The organism is Xiashengella succiniciproducens, assembly GCF_023674465.1.
Taxonomy (GTDB): domain Bacteria; phylum Bacteroidota; class Bacteroidia; order Bacteroidales; family Marinilabiliaceae; genus Geofilum; species Geofilum succiniciproducens.
On record NZ_CP098400.1, the window covers coordinates 992,835 to 1,008,487 of the forward strand.

Sequence of the window (15,653 nt, forward strand, 5' to 3'; positions counted from 1 at the left end):
AACATTAAAACAAACAGTTCAGGTCGCTAACTGTTTATTAAAAGTAGCAATTATTCTGTCCTGCTATATATGTTTTTTGCAACAATATGATCGAATAGACCATCCGGTAGCCAGTACCTAAGTTTCCTGCCTTGCCTGAACGACTCCCTGATCACTGTTGATGAAATATCCAATAGTGGCGCTTCAACAATCCTGATATTTGGATTGCTGATGTCACCAGTGGGATAGCCCGGACGCGGATAAACCAGAATCTTGTATGTACTTACCAGCCTTTCGTGCTCCTTCCATCTGTCAAGGAGCAGGAGGTTGTCTGATCCCATGATAAGGTAAAATTCACGGTCGGGGTACCTTTGGGAAAGGGTGTCAAGGGTGTTGATTGTATAAGAGGGGCGGGGTAAAGTAAATTCAATATCACTTGCGTGGAAACGCGGCTCGTCTCTGATGGCTATCTGCACCATCTTCAGACGCTGGTCCTCGGGGACCAGCGATCCAGCGTCCTTAAGTGGGTTATGCGGACTTACGATAAACCACAGTTCGTCGAGTCCCTCGTATTCGAGCATGTAGTTTGCAATTGCCAGATGCCCGATATGAGGGGGATTGAAAGAGCCTGATAATATTCCGGTCTTTTTCATCTTCCCGGTGTTCATTTAAGAAAGTCCCTGACCAGGTCTTCAGTTTCCAGACAAGCCTTTGTAAGGTCATCATTGACTATGATCTTGTCGAAGAGGGGTGCATATTCTAGTTCCTGCTCAGCCTTTGCGATACGTTTGGCTATGGTCTCGGCAGAGTCGGTACCTCTGCCTTCAAGCCTCTTGCGCAGTTCCTCTACAGATGGCGCCTTGATAAAGACCGAGAGGGCCTTGTCGCCATAGTACTTCTTGATATTGACGCCACCCACTACATCAACGTCAAAGATTACATTGCTACCGGAGTTGAATATTCTTTCAACCTCACTTTTCAGGGTGCCGTAATAAACTCCTGAATAGACTTCTTCCCACTCAAGGAAATCGCCTTTGTCAATTCTTTCCCTGAATGTGTCCTTGTCCAGAAAATAGTAGTCCACCCCATCCTGCTCGTTACCACGAGGACTGCGTGATGTTGCTGATATGCTGAAGGAAAGGTTGAGCCCCTTCGCCAGCAGGTGTTTGACTATAGTTGTCTTGCCCGATCCTGAGGGGGCAGAGAATATTATCAGCTTTCCTCCAGACATCTTATACGTCTTTTACAATACGTTTAGCAATTGTTCTTTGATCTTCTCGAGCTCATCCTTCATCTGGATTACCAGTTTCTGGATATCGCTGTCGTTGGCCTTGGAGCCGAGGGTATTGATCTCCCTGCCAATCTCCTGGGTAATGAAGCCAAGTTTCTTGCCGACCTGATCATCCTCGGCTATGGTTTCCCTAAAATATGCGATATGGTTTCTGAGTCTTACCTTCTCCTCGGTAACATCGAGTTTTTCGAGGTAGTATATAAGTTCCTGCTCGAAACGATTTTGGTCAATGGTGCGATCCGCAAGTTCGTCAAGCGATTCCCTGATTCTGCCCCTGATCCTGTCGATCCTGGATTTCTCGTATTTTTCTACTTCCTGACTGAGGCTCTCGATCAGGTCTATGCGGTGCATAATATCTTCATAGAGGGCTGCGCCTTCCTGGATACGAAACTGCTTCATGGCTTCAAGTGCCTCGAGGATGCCGTGTCTTACAACTCTCCATTCGTCCTCGTCAACCTGGTTTTGCTCAACCTTCATTGTCTCGGGAAGGTATAGTATGGTGCGGATAAAGTCGGTGCTTTCGTTGATGCCCAGGTTTTCAGCTATCGACTTGAGTCGCTTATAATAATGTTCGAAGATCTGCTCATTAATCTGAGGAATCTTGTCGGGTACAGCCGACTCAACAGTAATCGTAAGATCTACCTTGCCTCGTTGAACTTCTGCAGCAAAAAGGTTGCGGATATCAAATTCCCTGTCCCTGTAAATCTGGGGCATTCTCATGTTGAGGTCAAGCTGTTTGCTGTTCAGAGACTTTATCTCAATATCGACTTTCTTGTCCGGTAGTTCACAGGTGTACTTGCCGAAACCTGTCATTGATCTTATCATCGCAGTGCGTTTTTATCAGACCGCTAATTTACTCTTTATTGAGGAGAAATGATGATTTTTTGAACAAAACCGGAGAGCCCTTGGTTTATAGAGCGATAATAGGGATGTGGTAAAATATGGGAAGGTATTCAATAAAAGATCTTGAGAAAATTTCGGGCATTAAGGCACATACTATTCGTATGTGGGAGCGTAGGTACCAACTGATTAGGCCTCAACGGACCGACACCAATATCAGGTATTATTCAGATTGTGAGCTGCGACGCTTGCTCAATATAGCTATCCTGAATCATAACGGCATTAAGGTTTCACATATTGCTGAAATGTCTGATGATGAGATACGCAGCCGAGTGTTGGACATTTCGCTCGACAGCCGCCTGACCAATGTACAGGTGGAGAATATGATGGTATCTGTTCTTGAACTGGATGAAATCAAGTTCTCCAACGCCCTGCGTACAGCAATTCTCAAATACGGCTTTGAATCAACCGTGGAAACGGTGCTGCTTCCCTTCCTCGAAAGAGTTACCATCCTATGGCAAGCCGGCACAGTCAGAACTGTTCAGGGATACTTTATCAACAGCCTGGTAAGGCAGAAACTTTTTGTTGCAATCGACAATGAAATGCAGAACGGCCCAAAGCAGGGTCCACGCATCTGTATCTTTCTTCCCGAATTTGAGAAGATGGAAATTGAACCGCTGATGTACAACCTGATAGCACGCAAGGAGGGTCTTGAGGTGATCTACCTGGGCATGCCAATTTCAGGAGATGACCTCTGCGCTATCAATAGGCTGAAACCTTGCGATATATATATGACTTCATTCTTTTCACCTGTATCCAAAGAGAAGCTGGAGAAATGGATGAAGGAATTACGTGATCTCTTCCCCGATACTCCATTCCTGATAACCGGGACAAAGGTCAGGGAAATGGATCCATCGATGCCAACAGGATTTACACATATCCCTACTATAAAGGCTTTTAAGGAACATCTACGCCTACTGAAATACTCAGAGTACAGCTACTAGTTCTTCTCTGCTTCATGATGCACAACAGGATGGCTCACAACTCCTTTGCCCTTCCACTTGCCACTCTTGTAGTACAGCCAGGTACCCGCCAGGCCTATAAACCATCCGCAGGGGATACTCCACCAGATACCTGATTCACCAATTCGCTCCGACAGAAACCATGCAATGGGTATCCTTACTATCCAAAGCGAGATAAGGGTTATGAACATCGGGACCAGCGTGTCGCCGGCACCTCTAAGCATACCATGCATTACAAACATGGACGAGAATACTATGTAAAAGGAACTAACAATAATCAGGTAGTCATAGCCCTGTCTGATAACTGCCGGGTCGTCGGAAAACATCTTCATCATGGGCTCACCTAGGATAATGATGATGGTCATCACAGTGAGACTGAATATCCAGGACAGCCTCTGGGCTGCCCTGACCCCGCGTCTGATTCTTTCAAACTCATTAGCACCAAGGTTTTGCCCCACAAAGGCAGAGAGAGCCGATCCAATATTCATCGATGGTATCGTCGCAATTGCATCTATGCGGTTGGCTGCCACATAGGCCGCCAGAGTAGTAGTGTCGAAATTGTTTATTATCCTGATCAGGGCCATCATACCCATTGCCACAAAGGTTTGCTGAAAACCTGTGGGAAGTCCGATTCTGACACTTTGCCGGAAAGTAAGTGTGTCGAATTTAAACAGTCGGAGACTGAAGCGGATGAGGTGACTGCTGCGGTTGATGTGTATTGCTGTACCTACCAGGGCTATGGTCTGCGAGATTACCGTTGCCCATGCTGCTCCTGCAACACCCCAATTGAAGACCAGTATAAAGAGAAGATCCAAAACAATATTGAGGCATGTGGCCAGTACCAGGAAGTTGAGCGGTGTGCGACTGTCACCTAGTCCCCTTAGGATTGATGCTGTACCGTTGAAGCCAAAGAAGCTGACCATTCCCACCATGTATATGCTGAAGTAGGTAGTGGCCTGGGGCATCACGTCTTCGCCGATATTAAGTAGTTCGAAGATCTGTCTGCAAAAAACTATCCCAAATATGGTGAGGAATAAACCTGCTACAAGCAAGACGAGGTAGATGGTTCCAATGGCTTTCTTTACCTGCTCATAGTCTTTTGCACCGAAGTACTGACTTATTACTACTGTGGCACCACTGCCGATTCCAATTACAAAAGAGATAAGGGTGTAGAAGATAGGGAAGGATGCTCCTACTGCTGCAAGCGCCTCCGTACCAAGGTATTTCCCGACGATGATGCTATCAATTATGTTGTAGAACTGCTGCAGTAAGTTGCCGACTATCAAAGGAAAGGCAAATCTGACGATCAATCTGCCTTCATTTCCTGACGTGAAATCCTTCATATAAAGGAGCGCTAAGTAAAACTCAACAAATATATAACTTTCACGTAAAATGCCCGTTATTATATATGAGACTTAGCCAAAGCCCAATGGTCTGATAATTGTACATTACACCTTTTGTATGGGAATTTAGTTATTTTTACCCCCATGAATCTAACTAGACTGATTGTGAGAAAGTACAGATTTCTTTTTGTTGTGTTGATGGCTTTGATGATTCTACCTGCGTATGCAACGGACTATGCGGTTGACAGGTATTTTCCCCAATACAAGCTGCCTTTTTGGTGGTTTCAGCTCACCGGGATAGAGAGGGTTTATGAGACTGAGACGGCAAATGCCGAATGGTATTCCAACCGCAGACATATTGACGGTATGTTGATTCCTATTTACTCCAGGCCTTATATTTCAGGGCTGAATAGTCTTTCTACAAATGTATCACTGGCTCTTAGGGCAAACACAATACGTAGGGGTGGACTAAACGAGAGTAGCATGATGTTTACTTTCAACAAGTCAATTCCGTATTTTGGCCATGCTTTGCCAGTAATCTTTAAATATCCCGAAGTGCCGGATATCACTTTGTCATTGACCGGAAAGGTTACAAAGGGCTTTGACGATTATAAGCGTTTTATGTCGGACCCGGGCGGGGCCGACACACTTGGTGCAAAGATTATCAGAGAAGGCTTTTCCCATGATAAGTTCCGCAGGGAGTTTTTTATTAATAATCCCCAGTTGGTGCAACATGACTGGCATGCCCTACCTGATCTGCCGGAATCGTTTGGAAAGAGCCGAAGGAGAACCGAGGACGCTGAAAGGATGGCCAGGGAACTGCTAAAGGAGCAGAAAGCTAATATTGAGACAACCACACAGCTTTCTAAGGTGGATGCAGCTAAGCAGATATGGACATTTTCGGGAACTGAAAACGTACAATTGTCGCAGTCATATCTGAAAAACTGGGTACGAGGAGGTCAGCAGTCCGTTGCATTGTTGAGCGACCTTCGTTTTTCGGCAGTTTACAAGAAGGATAATGTGCAGTGGGATAATAATTTTACCCATAAGATTGGAATTATCGACAGCGAAGACAGCAAGTCGAGGATCAATGACGACCTTATTGAAGTTACGAGCAAGTACGGAGTCAACGCCAGCAAGAAATGGTACTACAGTTTGCTGTTCTCTTTCAAGACACAGTTCTTTGACGGCTATGCCTCAAGCGACAAGGACAAGGTTAAACCGATATCTTCGGTTATGTCACCCGGCTACTTCTCGCTGGCTGCCGGTATGGACTATAAGACCAAGAATTTCACATTGCTGCTGTCGCCTATCACAAGCAGGTTGACAGTGGTGATGGATACGGCAAAGGTAGATCAGACACGGTATAGCATTGCAGCAGACAAGAAGTCGCTGTTTCTGACCGGTGCTTCGTTCCAGAATAACCTTACATGGAAGGTATCTAAGGACATTGAGTTTAAGTCGGCAATGAACGTATTCTACGACTATTTCGAGAAGGAGAACAAGGTGCAGGCTGACTGGGATCTTACTTTGGATATGAAAATCAATGTGTTCATGACTACCCGCATCACGACAAACTTAAAGTACTACGAGAGTGAGTCGTCAAAATTGCAGGTTCGGGAGAATATGAGCATTGCATTCAGGTACCGGTTTTGACAATTGAGGAGCCTATTTCACCGTTTTAAATATTTATAACAAATAAAGCTGGTCATCTCTTTTTCAGCAGCTTATATTTGCAAAGGAGAATCTAAGCTATTTTTCATGGGTTTAGGTTAGGTTAATTAGGTTTAGGAAGAAAAGAGACTTAAGGCGGAGCCGTCCGGTTTTAAGTCTCTTTTTTTATTTATTAAAAAACCCGTTCCGGTTGGGGCCGAAACGGGTCTTTCTATGTATGAGATATCCTTGCGGATTATCTGGTTCTTGATCTGCGGCCACTATACACGGGAGATTGATCCATGGGAACCACGGTAACAGCCATTCCATTAAAACGGGCCTTTTTGAATCCCTTGATCAGTTGACTTTCGTGTGAGCTGTCGGCCTCAAAGACCGATACCTTTCCTTGAATATCGATCTTGCCAATACTGATCTTCTGGTTTGGTGTCTGCTTGTTGATAAGGCTGATGATCTGCTCGGGACGGATATTGTTGCGTGCACCGAGGTTGATGATGTAGCGGCCAAACTTGGTACGTCTTCCAGCATTTCTGTCACTTGATCTGTCTCCGCTTCTGTCGCTGTTTCTTTCAGATCTTGAACGTCTTTCTTCACCCTTGTTAAGGTCCTGTGCACCTGAGTACACTTCATGAAGGGAGTTGAACTGCCTAGCAATCAGTTTTTCGATTAGCTCCTCGCGTGACATGCCGTTGAGGGTTTCACTAATCACTTCAGAATACTTCTCGAGGTCGAATTGTGCCTTTCCTGTAGCTGCAAGTTCGCTGAGATAGTTTCTAAGTCTCAGTTCAAAAACCTGTTCTCCTGAAGGAATATCTCTCTTGACAATCTTCCTGCCTGTTTGCTTTTCAAGCATGCTAAGCCTTCTGGTTTCAGAAGGTGCAAGGATTGCAATTGATACTCCCTTACGGCCGGCACGACCTGTACGGCCACTGCGGTGGATGTAGTTTTCTGAATCATCAGGCAGGTGATAGTGGATCACGTGAGTCAGGTTGTCAACGTCAAGACCTCGGGCTGCCACGTCAGTAGCTACAAGAATCTGAAGAGACTTATTCCTGAAACGACCCATCACGTAGTCTCGTTGTGACTGAGAAAGATCTCCATGAAGAGCGTCGGCGTTGTAGCCGTCGCTCATCAGCTTGTCGGCTATATCCTTAGTTTCCTGTCTGGTTCTGCAAAACACTATACCGTAAATATCAGGGTTGATATCTGCAATCCTGCGGAGAGCCTCGTAGCTGTTTTGCGGAGCAGTAACCACAAATTCGTGGTCTATATCTTTGTTTGATATATCCTGACGGCTTACAGAGATAGTCTTGGGACTATGCATGTGCTTGCCTGCCATACGAGCTATGTCCGGTGGCATTGTAGCCGAAAATAATAGTGTTTGTTTTTCCTCAGGAGTTTCAGCCATAATGGCGTCCATATCTTCCTTGAAACCCATCTTGAGCATTTCGTCTGCTTCGTCAAGTACGAGGAAGCGGATTGAAGAAAGGTCAAGTTTGTTTCTGCGGATCATGTCGTTGACACGACCGGGAGTACCGACAACTATATCGCACCTTCTCTGGATAGCAGCTATCTGTGAGAAAATTGGAGCACCACCGTACACTGGTACTATAGAATATGGCAGCCCTGTGGCGAATGACTTAAGGTCAGAAGTAATTTGAAGACAGAGCTCCCTTGTTGGACAAAGGATTATTGCCTGAATACCTCTTGTACTTTGATCCATCTTATGGAGAACCGGGAGTCCGAAGGCAGCAGTTTTTCCTGTACCTGTCTGAGCCATGGCTACCAGATCATTGTCGGAATTAAGAATAAAAGGAATGGTTTGAGCCTGAATCGGTGTGGGCATAACAAAGCCAATCTTTTCGATCGATTCGAGCAGTTCAGGCCTAAGCCCGCTTTCAATAAAAGTTTGCATGTAAAAAGTAAAATAATTAAGGAGTGTGATGATGTCTTGCATCACCCACGGGTCCCCGTGTTACTATTATCAGGCAACAAATTTCCTGCCTGTTAAAAACCCGGTCCCGCCAAATGTTCAGATTCCGGTTTTTCAGAAGTCCATGACCGGGAGTGTGGTCTGTTCCGGAAAATCTGGTGCAAAACTACGTATTATAATTCTTACAAGCACTATGGGTCTGTGCTTCTTTTGGTGTGGTTATGCTTTTTTATGATTTCTGCGTTTTTTATGACGTCTTGGGATATGTACTCTGAATATGAGTGTTATTCAGAGTTACGAAATGTAATTCTGACCTCAGCCTTTCGTCGTGAAACACTGATAAGAAGTTTGCCTCTGTACCTTGGCCAGAGATCCAAATAGAAATCTATCGGCATACTTTAGGTTGATAATTAAAGTGATGTAAAAAAAAGGACTTAGTCCTTGTATTTTTAATTAAATGATTTAACTTGCTAATTAAATTGAGTAATTAATTATGGAAATTGAGAATATAAAGTCAGACGAGAGGAGTATGGAGCAAACCATACTCGGTGCGGCGGAGACCTTGTTTATTGAACAGGGTTTTGACAAGACATCAACCGGTCAGATTGCAAAGCTTGCAGGATGCAATCAGGCACTGGTACATTATTACTACCGTACGAAGGAAAAGTTGTTCGACCTGGTGTTTGAAAAGAAGATGCGGATGGCTCTCAACAACTTCCTGCAGGTGGAGTCTGAAGGTCTGGATTTTGAGAAGAGAATTCCCCTGATGGTTGGACTTCACTTCGATTTCCTGAAGAACAATCCCAGGATAGCGTCATTCCTGCTGCATGAACTCTCCCGAAATCCGGCCCGCATCAGGAATATGATAGATAAGATAAGGCAGTATGCACAACCTTTGCTTGAAAGGCTTAACCGGGATCTTGAGGAAGCTGTGAAACAGGGCAGAATACGCCCCATCACGGGGATTGACCTGTTGCTGACCATTGTGTCACTAAATGTGGCTCCCTTTCTGATTAGGCCGGTATTTCAGACCGCGTTAAGTCTGAGCGATAAGGAGATTGAAGATATTCTTGAAAACCGGAAGAGAGAGATTGTTGAAACCGTATTATCACGTCTGAGACCTGTTGCCGGAAATTGAATAATGGTTCCGACTCCTGCGCCCAGCTGACGACTCTTGCCAGGTTAAAACGAGGAACGGCAACTATTACCGGGAGTCTGATAACATATCCGGCGAGATCATAATCAATATTTAGAAAGTAGTTCCATGAAAAGGACACAGATAATATTTTTCCTCACGATGCTCACCTTGCAGAGCCATGCACAGGTGACAATTGAGGAATGCTATGCTGCTGCAAGGACCAACTATCCTTTAATTAAGCAACTAGACCTGATAGAAAGGGCAAAGGAGTTCAACCTGCAAAATGCAGGCAAGGGCTATCTCCCTCAGGTTAACATCGTTGCCCAGGCATCCTGGCAGTCGGATGTTCCTCATATCCCGCTCGATACATCCAATCCCATGCTTGGAACCATTATGCCAGATCCGGTCAGCAAGGATCAGTACAAAGCTGTTCTTGAGCTTAGCCAGGTGTTATGGGACGGTGGTCGTATCAAGTCACATCGTGAGATGATTGAGTCATCGGCCGGGGTAAGCGGACAGAATGTTGAAGTCAACCTCTACCACCTCAATGAGCGTATTGACCAGTTGTACTTCGGAATCCTGCTTATAGATGCTCAACTTAAGCAAAACAAGGTGCTTCAGGATGAGCTGGAGCGAAACCACAAACTAATCCTGAGTTATGTAGATAATGGTATAGCAAACCAGTCAGACCTGAACGCAGTTAGGGTTGACCAGTTGAAAGCCTTTCAAACTGAGGCTGGACTACTCAAAACGCGCGAGGCATACATCGGGATGCTTGGTTTGCTGACGGGTATGGAACTAAGCATGGATACCCAACTGATCAAGCCAGAACCTGTACTTCCACAGACTCGCGAGATAAAGCGCCCCGAACTTGAGCTCTATGAGCTGAGGATAGTGGATCTGAACTCAGGATACAGCGAAATCCGTTCAGACCTCAGACCTAAGCTGGGGCTATTCCTGAATCTTGGCTATGGTCGCCCGGGACTTAATATGCTCGACGATAGTTTTAATTCTTATTACATCGGCGGGGTCCAGCTTGCATGGAACCTTGGTTCCCTATACCGCCTCCGTGACAGGAAAAACCTGATAAGTACCAATATCGAAAGTGTTAAGGTCGAGAAGGAGAGCTTTCTTGCAAATACTATGATAGACCTGGTGCAAAAAGACAATGCTGTGAGAAGTCTTTATGAACAGCTTAGCTATGATGATGAGATAATTTCCCTGCTGACGGAGGTCAGAAGGGCTTCAGAGGCAAAGATTGCCTTTGGTACTATTTCGGGTAGCGAGCTTATGAGAGATTTGCATGCCGAACAGATGGCTATTCAAAACAAGATTATGCATGAGACCCAGTTGCTTATGGCAATCTACAATCTCAGATTTATCACAAATGACTATCAGATAGATGAAACAAAATAAACTCAAGTATATGAGAGGGATTGGCGCAATTACATCCGCCTTTTGCATGCTTGCTATGCTTACTTCGTGCGGTGGAGACAGTCATAATTATGATGCTTCAGGAATCTTCGAGGCAACCGAGATACTGGTTTCAGCTCAGGCCTCTGGTCAGATCGTGCAACTGAACCTGGAGGAGGGACAGGTGCTCATGTCCGGACAAAGCGTGGGACTTATCGATACTACCCGACTTAGTCTGCAGAAGAGACAGCTGCTTGCAAGTATTACGGCCTTGCAAAACAGGAAGGTCAATATAGCCCTTCAGACGGCTCCCATGAAACAGGAGATTGAAAAGCAGAAGATTGAGAGACAGCGCTTTCAAAACCTGCTGGACTCTGATGCAGGAAACAGGAAAACACTTGAGGATATAGAGGCTCAACTTGACATCCTTGAAAAGCACCTGCAAGCCCAGACCGAGAGTTTTGAGAAAAGCAACAGATCTCTGGCTGCTGAAATAGAGAGTCTGGAGGCTCAACTGGCACAGATAGGTGACCAGTTGGCCAAATGCACTATAGTAAGTCCGGCTCAGGGCACAGTGCTCGCCCTTTATGCAAGGGAAGGTGAACTTGCAACACAGGGCAGAGGCCTCTTCAAACTTGCGGACGTGGAGTCTATGTTTCTCAGGGTGTATATAACTGCTGATCAGCTTAGCTACCTCCGTCTGGGGCAGGAGGTGAGAGTTTTTGCAGACTCAGGTAGGAAGGATAGACGTGAATATAGCGGTGTTATTACCTGGATCTCAGATAAGGCCGAATTTACTCCAAAGACAATCCAAACCCGTGATGAGAGAGCCAACCTGGTTTATGCTATGAAGGTGGCTGTCAAAAATGATGGTCTGATTAAGATAGGTATGTACGGTGAGATAAGCGCTGAATAAGATGACTACACTTGTAGCAAGAAATATAAGGAAGTCCTATGGCCGGGTGAGAGCTCTGAACGGTGTCAGTTTTGAAACCGAAAAAGGCGAGATGTTTGGCATAATAGGTCCCGATGGAGCCGGCAAGACTACCCTGTTTCGCATTTTGACAAGCCTAATGTTGCCCGACGAAGGAGATGTGAAAGTGGGGGGCTTCGATACAGCAGGTCAATATCAACAGGTTCGCAACCTGATTGGCTATATGCCGGGCAGGTTTTCCCTATATCAGGATCTGAGCGTCGAGGAAAATCTGGCCTTCTTTGCAACAGTATACAATACAACTATTGAGGAAAACTACCATCTGATAGAGGATATCTACAGACAGATAGAGCCTTTTAAGGACCGCAGAGCTGGTAAGCTATCGGGAGGAATGAAGCAGAAACTGGCGCTGTGCTGCTCACTGATTCACAAGCCGGAGGTGCTCTTTCTAGATGAACCAACGACCGGGATAGACCCTGTGTCCCGCAGGGAATTGTGGGAAATGCTTAGAAAACTCAAGGCTCAGGGCATCACAATAATAGTCTCCACTCCCTATATGGATGAAGCCGTAATATGTGACAGGATAGCTCTGATAAAGAATGGTGAGTTTCTGACGGTTGACAGTCCTGCAAATATTACAAAAGCTTTTCCTGATAAGCTGTGGTCGGTGCAAACCGACCACAGGCACAGGCTTATGCATGATTTGCACAATTGTTCCTTTGTCAGGAGCTCCTTTCTTTTTGGTGACAGCTTTCACGTTAGTTTTACTCCCGATGGTTCGCCTGAGAGACTTGAAAACTACCTGCATGTGAGCGGGCATACACAGATTGGGATAGACTGTATAGAGCCAGGAGTGGAGGATTGCTTTCTTGCAATGCTCAAGGATAATGATCAGGCAGAACTGATGCAAACTATTGAGGGATGAATGACAAGGCTATAAGCGCAGAGAATCTGACAAAGCAATTTGGCACCTTTACAGCAGTTGACTCAATATCGTTTGATGTCGGCAGGGGAGAAGTCTTTGGCTTCCTTGGTGCCAACGGTGCCGGCAAGACCACTGCAATGCGTATGTTGTGCGGACTGAGTCGTCCAACTTCAGGAAGTGCCATGGTGGCGGGCTTTGATATAAACAGGGAGAGTGAGAAGCTTAAGAAGAACATCGGTTATATGAGTCAGAAGTTTTCTCTGTATGAGGATCTGAAGGTATGGGAAAACCTGAGGTTGTTTGGTGGAATCTACGGGATGAAGGACAAGGAGATAGCACAGCGTACGGATGAGATGCTAGGTGAACTGGGCTTAGAGTCGGAGAGAGAGACCTTGGTCAGGGAACTGCCGGTCGGATGGAAGCAGAAGCTGGCCTTTACGGTGTCGGTTTTTCATAATCCGGGAGTAGTGTTTCTTGACGAGCCTACTGGTGGTGTTGACCCCTATACACGCAGGCAGTTCTGGCAACTGATCTACAAGGTGGCCGACAGAGGTATTACTGTATTTGTGACGACGCACTATATGGATGAGGCCGCGTATTGCGACAGGGTTTCGATAATGGTCGACGGCCGGATAGAGGCCCTTGATACACCGTCCAGGCTTAAGGAAAACTATGCTGCGGGATCGATGGATGAGGTGTTCAGGCAGTTGGCACGAAAGGCTCTTAGGTCAGGGGATTGATAAACCATAGGATGACATGAAGCAGATGCTGGCATTTATACGCAAGGAAGCCTTTCACATATTGAGGGACAGACGTAGCATGATGATACTGCTCATCATGCCTGTGATCCAGATCCTATTGTTTGGCAGTGCCCTCTCCACAGAGGTCAGAAATGTCAAAGTTGCTGTTGTTGACCCTTCAAAAGATGAGGTTACTGCTGTTATCAAAGAAAGGATAAAGGCCAGCGAATACTTTGAGATAGTAGGTAACCTCGATAGTCCCGAAATGATTAATGATGCCTTTAATGAGGGAAGAATAGACCTGGCCGTGGTCTTTAGCAGTGGTTTTGCCGAGGGACTTGTCAGGGGTGATGCTGCTGTTCAACTGATAGCCGACGGTACTGATCCCAACCAGGCCTCATTGCTTACCGGTTATGCAAGTGGCATACTGAGTTCGTATGCCAGTGAGCAGCTAGGCGGAATGCTTGCAGGTGCTTTGATAAGACCTGAGATCAAGATGCTGTACAATCCGCAGACAAAGAGTTCGTACAACTTTGTTCCGGGTGTCCTGGGGCTGATAATGATGCTGATTTGTGCAATGATGACTTCCGTGTCGATAGTGAGGGAGAAAGAGACGGGCACTATGGAGGTTTTGCTCTCCTCACCAATGAAGCCTATTTATATAATACTGGCAAAAGCCGTACCCTACATCATATTATCCCTGCTCAACTTTATTAGTATTATGGTGTTGTCGGTTACCGTGCTGGATGTTCCGGTTCGGGGTTCCTTCCTGCTTCTGCTGGGTATCTCCCTGCTATTTATCCTGCTCTGTTTGTCTCTGGGGCTGTTGATTTCGACCCTTGTGAAAACCCAGATGGCTGCAATCCTAGCATCGGGTATGGGACTGATGACGCCGGTGATGTTGCTATCTGGACTGATATTCCCTATTGCCAGTATGCCTGGAATCCTGCAGGGTGTGTCCACTTTGGTTCCTGCCCGCTGGTATATTCAGGCAGTCAGGAAGGTGATGATACAGGGTGTTGGTTTCCAGTTTGTCTCTCTTGAGGTGCTGATTCTCAGCTTAATGACCTTGGTGCTGCTCACACTGGCACTACGAAAGTTTAATATGCGTTTAAACTGACAGTTATGCTCAAATATCTGATAGAAAAGGAATTTAAACAGATAAGGAGGAATAGCTTTATCCCGCGTATCATAGTTGGAATGACTCTGATGATGATGCTTGTAATGCCATGGGCAGCCAATCAGGAGGTCAGGAATATCAAACTGTGTGTGGTTGACAACGACAAGAGCAGTTTGTCGGGCAGACTTGTTCACAAACTAGCATCATCCGACTATTTTATTACCCGCAGCACTGCAGCCACATATTCGGAGGCGATGAAGGAGATAGAGGCGGGTAGGGCCGATATGATACTTGAGATTGGTAATGGATTTGAAGAGGATTTTATGTCAAATCAGGGCGGCAGAGCCATGATATCGGTCAATGCAGTCAATGCAGCAAAGGGCGGTCTCGGTGCTGTATATCTCAACACGATGCTGTCAGATTTTGCTGCAGAAATTGCAGTGCAGTCAGGTCCATCTTCCTTGCCATTTTCCTGCTCAGCGGCTGCATATAACCAGGCGGTTTCACAGACTCCGGACAACGGGCAAACCAGACTCAGTGGTATGCCAGCTGCCATGCCGGCCTCAATTACGGTGGTGGAACAGACATCAGGACAGGGATACCTATCTTCACCAGTGTCAGTACAGACACTATCTGCTTCTTTTACCATTATCCCACATTACAAATTCAACCCCCGCCTGGATTACAGGATATTTATGGTTCCTGCCCTGATGGTTATGCTACTTACACTGCTGTGTGGCTTCCTGCCTGCCTTGAATATTGTGAGTGAGAAGGAGAAGGGCACAATAGAACAGATCAATGTTTCCCCGGTGGGAAGGATAAGCTTTGTACTTGCAAAACTTATCCCATACTGGATTATGGGCTTTGTCGTCTTCAGTATTGTGTTGATGCTTGCCTGGTGGGTCTATGGTCTTGTTCCTGCCGGTAGTCTGCTGACTATCTATATTTTTGCTGCCACATACATACTTGTGGTTTCAGCTATCGGACTTGTGGTATCCAACTACTCAGGTACCATTCAGCAGGCCATGTTTCTTATCTTTTTCTTTCTTATAATCTTTATCCTGATGAGTGGACTCTTCACTCCAATCAGGAGCATGCCTGAATGGGCCCAGGCTATCACAATTGTCAATCCTCTTAAGTACTTTATGAAGGTCATGCGTATGATTTATCTCATGGGAAGTAGCTTTGGTGATCTGAACGGTGAGTATCTGTCGCTCTGCATTTTTGCTTTAGCAATGGGCTCATGGGCCGTCTTGAGTTACAGAAAAAGAAGCTAATACAAAGAACCTGAATTTACTTCCATT

14 protein-coding genes are annotated in these 15,653 nt (G+C 45.8%); 9 read left to right on the forward strand and 5 right to left on the reverse strand.

All coding sequences use genetic code 11. The annotated features are described in order from the left end of the window. Positions 1-50: 50 nt before the first annotated feature. From nadD to M9189_RS04240, 3 genes are read right to left on the reverse strand one after another with little or no spacing between them, the layout of a single operon-like run. The gene (gene nadD, locus M9189_RS04230; RefSeq protein WP_250724858.1) at positions 51-632 is read right to left on the reverse strand and encodes a nicotinate (nicotinamide) nucleotide adenylyltransferase; all 582 of its coding nucleotides are present in this window, start codon (positions 630-632) and stop codon (positions 51-53) included. 11 nt (positions 633-643) lie between these two features. Continuing rightward, on the reverse strand, positions 644-1,210 hold the full coding sequence (gmk, locus tag M9189_RS04235) for a guanylate kinase (protein WP_250724860.1): 567 nt from the start codon (positions 1,208-1,210) through the stop codon (positions 644-646). A gap of 12 nt (positions 1,211-1,222) precedes the next feature. Beyond that, positions 1,223-2,095: a YicC/YloC family endoribonuclease gene (locus M9189_RS04240; RefSeq protein WP_250724862.1), complete on the reverse strand. Its 873-nt coding sequence runs from the start codon at positions 2,093-2,095 to the stop codon at positions 1,223-1,225. 116 nt (positions 2,096-2,211) lie between these two features. Here M9189_RS04240 and M9189_RS04245 point away from each other — a divergent pair, with 116 nt between their 5' ends. Next, complete coding sequence (locus tag M9189_RS04245; protein ID WP_250724864.1) at positions 2,212-3,114, forward strand: MerR family transcriptional regulator; 903 nt, start codon at positions 2,212-2,214, stop codon at positions 3,112-3,114. Here the strand turns inward: M9189_RS04245 and M9189_RS04250 are convergent. Next, positions 3,111-4,538 (reverse strand): MATE family efflux transporter, encoded by a 1,428-nt coding sequence (locus tag M9189_RS04250; RefSeq protein ID WP_336417732.1) that lies wholly within the window; start codon positions 4,536-4,538, stop codon positions 3,111-3,113. The genes M9189_RS04245 and M9189_RS04250 overlap by 4 nt on opposite strands. Before the next feature lie 102 nt (positions 4,539-4,640). Between M9189_RS04250 and M9189_RS04255 the strand changes: the two genes are divergently transcribed. Then, on the forward strand, positions 4,641-6,131 hold the full coding sequence (locus M9189_RS04255; RefSeq protein WP_250724868.1) for a DUF3078 domain-containing protein: 1,491 nt from the start codon (positions 4,641-4,643) through the stop codon (positions 6,129-6,131). A gap of 253 nt (positions 6,132-6,384) precedes the next feature. Here the strand turns inward: M9189_RS04255 and M9189_RS04260 are convergent, their stop codons facing one another. Further along, complete coding sequence (locus M9189_RS04260; protein ID WP_250724870.1) at positions 6,385-8,061, reverse strand: DEAD/DEAH box helicase; 1,677 nt, start codon at positions 8,059-8,061, stop codon at positions 6,385-6,387. A 511-nt stretch (positions 8,062-8,572) separates the two neighbouring features. Here M9189_RS04260 and M9189_RS04265 point away from each other — a divergent pair. From M9189_RS04265 to M9189_RS04295, 7 genes are all read left to right on the forward strand, one after another. Continuing rightward, a complete protein-coding gene (locus M9189_RS04265) occupies positions 8,573-9,217 on the forward strand; it encodes a TetR/AcrR family transcriptional regulator (RefSeq protein WP_250724872.1) in 645 nt (214 codons plus the stop codon). 126 nt (positions 9,218-9,343) lie between these two features. Then, on the forward strand, positions 9,344-10,633 hold the full coding sequence (locus tag M9189_RS04270; protein ID WP_250724874.1) for a TolC family protein: 1,290 nt from the start codon (positions 9,344-9,346) through the stop codon (positions 10,631-10,633). Between the two features lie 10 nt (positions 10,634-10,643). Then, entirely contained in the window at positions 10,644-11,546 is a 903-nt protein-coding gene (locus M9189_RS04275; protein WP_250724876.1) for an HlyD family secretion protein, read from the forward strand. A 1-nt stretch (position 11,547) separates the two neighbouring features. Next, positions 11,548-12,489 (forward strand): ABC transporter ATP-binding protein, encoded by a 942-nt coding sequence (locus tag M9189_RS04280; protein ID WP_250724878.1) that lies wholly within the window; start codon positions 11,548-11,550, stop codon positions 12,487-12,489. Next, positions 12,486-13,229, forward strand: coding sequence for an ABC transporter ATP-binding protein (locus M9189_RS04285; RefSeq protein ID WP_250724879.1), 744 nt, complete (start codon positions 12,486-12,488; stop codon positions 13,227-13,229). Before M9189_RS04280 ends, M9189_RS04285 begins: the two co-directional genes overlap by 4 nt. A 16-nt stretch (positions 13,230-13,245) precedes the next feature. After that, a complete protein-coding gene (locus tag M9189_RS04290) occupies positions 13,246-14,349 on the forward strand; it encodes an ABC transporter permease (protein WP_250724880.1) in 1,104 nt (367 codons plus the stop codon). 5 nt (positions 14,350-14,354) lie between these two features. Then, positions 14,355-15,626 (forward strand): ABC transporter permease, encoded by a 1,272-nt coding sequence (locus M9189_RS04295; protein WP_250724881.1) that lies wholly within the window; start codon positions 14,355-14,357, stop codon positions 15,624-15,626. Positions 15,627-15,653: the final 27 nt, after the last annotated feature.

Excerpts from the sequence above, each read along its gene's own strand:
- M9189_RS04265 (WP_250724872.1), top strand. The coding sequence starts at position 8,573 with ATGGAAATTGAGAATATAAAGTCAGACGAGAGGAGTATGGAGCAAACC.
- M9189_RS04260 (WP_250724870.1), bottom strand. The coding sequence starts at position 8,061 with ATGCAAACTTTTATTGAAAGCGGGCTTAGGCCTGAACTGCTCGAATCG.
- M9189_RS04270 (WP_250724874.1), top strand. The coding sequence starts at position 9,344 with ATGAAAAGGACACAGATAATATTTTTCCTCACGATGCTCACCTTGCAG.
- M9189_RS04245 (WP_250724864.1), top strand. The coding sequence starts at position 2,212 with ATGGGAAGGTATTCAATAAAAGATCTTGAGAAAATTTCGGGCATTAAG.
- M9189_RS04240 (WP_250724862.1), bottom strand. The coding sequence starts at position 2,095 with ATGATAAGATCAATGACAGGTTTCGGCAAGTACACCTGTGAACTACCG.
- M9189_RS04285 (WP_250724879.1), top strand. The coding sequence starts at position 12,486 with ATGAATGACAAGGCTATAAGCGCAGAGAATCTGACAAAGCAATTTGGC.
- M9189_RS04275 (WP_250724876.1), top strand. The coding sequence starts at position 10,644 with ATGAGAGGGATTGGCGCAATTACATCCGCCTTTTGCATGCTTGCTATG.
- nadD (WP_250724858.1), bottom strand. The coding sequence starts at position 632 with ATGAAAAAGACCGGAATATTATCAGGCTCTTTCAATCCCCCTCATATC.
- M9189_RS04290 (WP_250724880.1), top strand. The coding sequence starts at position 13,246 with ATGAAGCAGATGCTGGCATTTATACGCAAGGAAGCCTTTCACATATTG.
- gmk (WP_250724860.1), bottom strand. The coding sequence starts at position 1,210 with ATGTCTGGAGGAAAGCTGATAATATTCTCTGCCCCCTCAGGATCGGGC.
- M9189_RS04295 (WP_250724881.1), top strand. The coding sequence starts at position 14,355 with ATGCTCAAATATCTGATAGAAAAGGAATTTAAACAGATAAGGAGGAAT.
- M9189_RS04280 (WP_250724878.1), top strand. The coding sequence starts at position 11,548 with ATGACTACACTTGTAGCAAGAAATATAAGGAAGTCCTATGGCCGGGTG.